Origin of the sequence: Sphingomonas parapaucimobilis NBRC 15100 (assembly GCF_000787715.1) — a bacterium.
Classification (GTDB): domain Bacteria; phylum Pseudomonadota; class Alphaproteobacteria; order Sphingomonadales; family Sphingomonadaceae; genus Sphingomonas; species Sphingomonas parapaucimobilis.
The window spans coordinates 1-6,048 of record NZ_BBPI01000109.1 but is presented as its reverse complement, the minus strand read 5'-3'; the positions used below and the strand labels follow the sequence as shown (position 1 = coordinate 6,048).

Here is a 6,048-nt window from a genome sequence, read left to right as displayed (position 1 = left end):
CCCGCGCCTGTTTTACTGCAGGTTTCGAACATCCGGTCTCCAGAGGGCCGGCACCCCGTCATTCAACGGGGTGCCGCCGGCTGGCGTGCATCCCTTCGAGGGGGATGACATGACGAGATTACGGGGGATCAAGGCAGCGTCGGCGAGCCTGCTGACGCTGACGATTGCAGCCTGCGGCGGCGGCGGTGGCAGCATAGCCAGCTCGGGTAGCGTGCCAGTGCTGGCACCGACGCCAACGCCAACGCCAACGCCCGCGCCAAGCCCAACACCTGCGCCGACGCCAAGCCCGACGCCGTCTCCGACGCCAAGTCCTACCCCGTCACCAACACCCACTCCGTCACCGACGCCTACGCCTACGCCTACGCCGTCACCGACGCCCACGCCCACGCCATCTCCAACACCTACGCCAACGCCCAGCCCGACGCCGACGCCCACACCAACACCGCCCGTGTACTCCGCACCGGTGCCACCGCCGGCCGGCTACATCATCACGCCGTCCAATCTGCAGCCGACCAGATCGGCTGCGGACACGGCCGAGTTCCGCCGCAACTATGGCGCGAATGAATTCGTCAATGCGCTCTATGCGCTGGACAGCGGCCATGTAGGTCGCGGCGTGACAGTCGCGGTCATCGACGACGGCGTCGTCAACGTGAACGGCGAACTCGATGGCCGCATCGACACGTCGCTTTCGAAGGACTTCGGCTACGTCACCAAGGGCGGGGTCAAAACGAAGCGCGATGTCCTGGGCGACGACCAGTCGGACCACGGAACCGCAGTCGCCAACATCATCGCGGGCAACGCAAACGGGCAAGGCGCGGTCGGCTATGCTCCGGGCGCCAAGCTCGCGGTGCTCCGCGTTTCGGACTGGGATGAGGATACGAAGACCGAGGCGATCTTCCGCGCCGTGGAGGCACTTGATTACGCGACAGCGCAGAAGATCAAGATCGTCAGCAGTTCGCTGAACCAGGGCGGCAGCACCACTTGGGGCCAAGCCGTCACCCGGTTCGGCGCGACTGGCGGCCTGATCGTCAATTCCGCTGGCAACAGCGCCGCAGCCAATCCTGCGGATGCCGCCGCCATCGACGCATCGAACGTCAACGCGATCATCTTCGTCGGCGCGCTCAGTGCCAACATCCAGGCCTACACGCTCGAGTCCTATTCGAACCGCGCCGGGACCATGAAGGACCGCTATGTAATGGCCGTCGGTACCAACGTGACGACCCTGGTCAACGGCAACGTCGGACTGTTCAGCGGTACTAGTTCGGCGACGCCGACGGTCGCCGCACTCGCGGCCGACATCCTGTCGAAATGGCCGCAATTGACCGGGCAGCAGGCGGGTCAGGTGATCCTGAAGACCGCGAAGGACATCGGTGATCCAGGCGTGGATGACGTGTTCGGCCACGGACTGGTCGACTTCAAGGCCGCGCTGGCGCCGGTCAATCCGACACTGTCGAACGGCGTGACGCAGACATCGGTGCGATCCTCGGTGATGGCGATCCCGACGCCGATGGGCGCGGCAGCGATCCAGACGGTGCTGTCCAACGTTACGATCCTCGACCAGTTCGGCCGCGACTATGCCGCATCGCTCGCCGGTTTGATCGTCAAGCCGCAGGTCGGCGCCGATCATCGGATTTGGCGACGCGTCGCCCAGATGGGCCACCAGTCGGCGCTGTCCTTCGGCGGCTTCACCGGGATGATGGGCTTCGCCAGCGCGCGGGTCGGCCCCGGCGGCGACCAGGTCGTCACTCAGGCGACGGCTGGCACCATCGACTATGTCAGCGACGGCATCGGCATTCGTGCAGCGTGGAATGCGGCGGACTCGCTTCAGTCGGACGTGATGGGGCTTGCCCCCTTTGCCGATGGCATGTTGGCCTACGCGCCGCAGGCTGGCACCAGCATCGGCTTCGATCGGTATCTGGCTGGAGGGCGTCTGGGCATCACCATCGCCAGCGGTCGCGCCCGGGAGAGTGCGGCGAGCGCCGTGACGCTGGGCTGGTCCGGACGGGCAGCCGATATGCGGCTGTCCTTCATCGACGAGACGGGGACGTTGATGGGCATGCCCACGGGCGAAGGCTCGTTGCGTCTTGGCGGCGGCGCCCGCACCGTCATGATCGAAGCGCATCATGGGTTCGGCGTCGCGCCGGGTTGGAGCATCGAGGGCTATGGCTCGCTCGGCCTGACGCGAATGAAGCCGGTCACCGCGTCCCTCGTCACCGGAACGACGCCGCTGGTCGGCAGCCGCCTCGGCTTCCAGATGACCGGCACGGCGCTGGGCGGGCTCATCAGCCTTGGGGTCGCACAACCGCTGATGATCGAAGCCGGCGCCGCACGTCTGACCTATGCCAGCAGCTACGATCTGGCGACCCGATCCCTGATCTATCAGTCGACCAGCGCCAGTCTCGCCGGTCAACGCCGCGTGCAATTGACCGCCGGCTATTCGACCGGCGGCCCCCGCTCCACCGTCCGGATCGGCCTCATGCAGGATCTGACCGACGGCTCGCCCTCCATGCTCGCCCACCGGGCGGCCCGCTTCTGAACCCCGGACACAGGAACACGACCATGAAGACATTCCCGATCGCCGCCGCTGTCATCGTCGCCATGCTGCCCGCAGTCGCCCCCGCGCAGAATGGTCTCCTCGGCCGCGTCCTGAAGGCGATGACCGTGCCCGCGGCGCAGGGTGCGCCCTCACGGACACCGGTTCGCCCCATCGCCGTGGTCGAGCCGAGCGCCGAGCAGGCCCGTGCCATTCGTGACGCCGTCGCGGCCAAGCAGGCCAACCCGGAAATCGCCAAAGATATGGCAGCGGCAGCCCCGCTGATCGAACGCCTCATCCGGACCAGCGCCTGCGGCGTCAACGACACCGCCTGGAGGGCGCTGAACCGCGACGCGGTGACCCCATCGAACTACGGACCGTCGCAAGGCTATGTCGCGCGGGGCGAAGACCAATATCATGACCCGCGCTACTGCCAGGACGTCCTGCGCCTAAGCGATGTACGCAAGCCCGCCGCCAACGCGCTGGCTTTCACGGTCTATTACATCTCGCCGCAATCGCAGGCAGCGCATCATCAGACCTTCGAACTGCTGCGGACACCGGAGGGCGTGTGGATGGTAAAAACGATCGGCATGGTTTGGGGCTAATTGTAGATAGGCGCACGGATCAACCTGACGGCGACCGTCAGGTTGATTAGGGGGCGGACATTCTGGACTTCTCGTACTGGTGGAAAGCCGGCCGTGCGATTTGGGGACGGATCATTCGGCAACTGGCCCTTCGTTTACGGCCCCCAACGTCGGTTCGCGACCAGCTCAAGACATTCAGCGGCACTGTATCCAACGGCGGCTTTTGCTGAAACCCGCCATAGGTCGCGCAGACCGGCTGGCTTTGCGCCCTATTTGCGGCCATTCGATGATCGACCAGCCGATCCTGAAAGCTGACGCTCAGCTTTCCCATAGGCCGAAGCCTTGAGCTGTTCGTCGAAACGCAGCGGTTGAAGATGTAACTCCGCTGGTCGGAGCGCGGGGGCAGTGGCCCCCGGAGAGGGTGATTCGCTGAATCTTGCCGATCCAGCAGATGGATCGCCTTGCACGGCAAAGCCGACAAGCCGCTGGTCACCACCTAATCGGGATAACGAATTACGGCAGTGCCGCAACAGCCGCCGCCGTGGCGTTCTCGAGATGATGGACCAGATTGGTCAGGTCCTTCGCCAAGGTCCGGATTGTGGTATCGTCGAACGAATGCACGTAACCGTCCTTGTTCACACCGTTTCTGTGAACGCAGTCGTGTCTGATCTTCACCGATGCTTCGAGGTTGGTCTTGATGGTGGAATTCGGCGGGTAGAAGCCGATATTAAGACCGACGTTGTAAAGCTTCTCGACCTTTTCGAGGTCGTGATAGAGGATATTCTGCAAGCCGATCTTGAAGGCGTTCTCCGCCTTGGTCGGATCTAGCAGTACGTCAGTGAGCTTCAGCGTCTGATTCTGAACAAACCCCGCCTTCTGCGCAAGCCGCTTCTTAATCTCCGTGTGATTCATGGCAAGCTGGAGGATCTTGTCGGAGAGATAGGCTTCCATGATCGCGATCAGTTGGGAGTAAATCATGCGTGCGAGGATGGAGTCCGGCGCAGGCTGGAAGGTCGTGAGCAGTGCAACAAGTTCATTCCTCGCGTTTTCGAATGCGCCTTCCTGATCATTTGCGGGGACGTAGCGAAGCAGAAAGTCTTCGTAGTCATCGGGATCTTCATCGGATTCGAGCGACATGACGACGTCGTCGCCATCGACGCTGGCCGAGTATCCGCCCATGCCATTGATAGTATCGACTTGATAATCCTCTCCGCAGATTGGGCAGACGATATCATGCTCTTCGAACACATCGCCGTCGGACATCTTCTCGGCCGTGAAGTCTGGATCAGACACATAAACGGCCTCAGAGACGACTCCGGGGCAAGCAGGCTTGGGGCAATCAAACTCGATCAACGCGCGCGGCATTCGTCTCTCCTTGGCTGCCCTGATCGCTGGTGGGATGTTCAGGCGCACGAAGTGGCATGATTACTGATACACGTTTGTCCTTTCAATCACTTCGCTGAAGGCAGGATGGCAGGGGCCTCAAAGGCGCGGTGCCACAACCGAGATGCTCAATCGATCGGCCGGAGTACGCCCTAATTGTTGGCCATAAAGTAGCGGGGCGGCAGCTTCCGCCGCCTAAAGAAGCGCCGCGCGTTGCCGCACGACGGACCAAGGCGCATATCGCCATACATGGATCCTAAGGTCGTCGAGACGCTCGCGATAGCCGAGCAGTTCATGCACAACGCGCGTTTCGCGGGCAACCCTCGACAAGCGATAGCTGACGGTTTCTCGTCGATCGACGCCCTTTTCTCCGCCGTTCTGTTGGAAGCGGGAATTGCGCCTCCCAGGAACCACAAAAAGAAGCTGGATGCCGTCAGAATCCACGCTCCTTCGATCTTCGAGACGCGAAGCGAGCAGGTTGGGTCGGGCTGGTCCTACATGGGCGGTATCGAGTGGGCCATCGTCGAGCAGTTTTACCGGGAATGGTTGGAGAGCAGATACGAACGGTTCGACATGACTGCCGGAGAGGTGCGCGGGCGAATCGCCGTCGCGCTGAGCGCGAACTACTTCGTTACGCGGTGGCTCACGGACAAAAATGGAACCGATTGGTTCGAACTGCACGAACAGGTCGCTCGCCAGGCTTACGGCTACAGTCAATCAGCGACATCCGACGCCCTCTCGGCTGCGCACGACGCCTTGTTCTCCGAGGCAGAGCGGCTCGGCGAGCGAGTTGGGCGAAAGCTGGCGATCAAGATGTCGAGCACGACGAATTTCTGCGATGCAGACATGGTCGCAGGAGACGCACTGACACGCAGTATTATCGAGGAGGATCGCAAGATCGCGAGACTCGCGTCGCGTGTCTATGTCGACTTCTGCAAGCTGATGGATCGTATTCGCACCCAGCGGGCCGAGCGTCTGATGCAGGAGAACCCCGAGTTCGACTACGGAGCGGCCTTCGACGCCGCAACCGACTTCATGTTCTCGATGAAGGCCCGATATCATGGCGAGCGATTATCGGACACCGGGCAGATGATAAGCAATTTGATGACGCATTCGATATCAAGGGCTATCGACGAGCGTGAACAACGTGAGACAAACGCAAAAGACTGACGTCCCCCGCGAACCGGCTTGATCTACCGCGGTCCGCCCTGTCGACCTGTCGAGCGCTGAGTCGGCGGACGCCGAGGAATTCGGCGCGCACACCGCAATCGGCCACCGTGAATGCCCGGCATGCTGTAGTACGGCCTCACGCCAAGATGCTCGGTTCGTTAACTAGCAGGCCTCGGCGCGATGCTCGACGGCCGGGGGAGTGCGCCTCGTCTCCCACGTCGCGACCAGAAACGTGGCCATCGAGCCGGCGAGGTTGACTGCGAGCTCCGCGTGGCGAGCGGCTGGTCGCGCACGCTTCGGCCCGCCGCCATGCGCATCGCCGAGCTTGTTCCGAAGCGCCCCCAGCGACTCCACGACTGACTGGCAGTTGCCAAGAAT

General features: G+C 62.6%; 5 protein-coding genes. 3 read left to right on the top strand and 2 right to left on the bottom strand.

What is annotated here, in order from left to right; translation table 11 throughout:
• The first annotated feature begins 463 nt into the window (after positions 1-463).
• Together SP5_RS18160 and SP5_RS18155 are read left to right on the top strand one after the other, a co-directional pair.
• Positions 464-2,536, top strand: coding sequence for a S8 family serine peptidase (locus SP5_RS18160; RefSeq protein ID WP_042491486.1), 2,073 nt, complete (start codon positions 464-466; stop codon positions 2,534-2,536).
• Positions 2,537-2,559: 23 nt separating this feature from the next.
• Complete coding sequence (locus SP5_RS18155; protein ID WP_042491484.1) at positions 2,560-3,138, top strand: hypothetical protein; 579 nt, start codon at positions 2,560-2,562, stop codon at positions 3,136-3,138.
• 492 nt (positions 3,139-3,630) lie between these two features.
• Here the strand turns inward: SP5_RS18155 and SP5_RS18150 are convergent, their stop codons facing one another.
• Positions 3,631-4,530 carry a hypothetical protein gene (locus SP5_RS18150; protein ID WP_167334743.1) on the bottom strand — a complete coding sequence of 300 codons (900 nt, stop codon included), beginning with the start codon at positions 4,528-4,530 and terminating at the stop codon, positions 3,631-3,633.
• A 219-nt stretch (positions 4,531-4,749) separates the two neighbouring features.
• Here SP5_RS18150 and SP5_RS18145 point away from each other — a divergent pair, with 219 nt between their 5' ends.
• Positions 4,750-5,670, top strand: a complete 921-nt coding sequence (locus SP5_RS18145; RefSeq protein ID WP_042491480.1) for a hypothetical protein — start codon at positions 4,750-4,752, stop codon at positions 5,668-5,670.
• A 162-nt stretch (positions 5,671-5,832) separates the two neighbouring features.
• Here the strand turns inward: SP5_RS18145 and SP5_RS18140 are convergent.
• The coding region (locus SP5_RS18140; RefSeq protein WP_042491478.1) for an abortive infection family protein at positions 5,833-6,048 on the bottom strand (216 nt) is incomplete at its 5' end.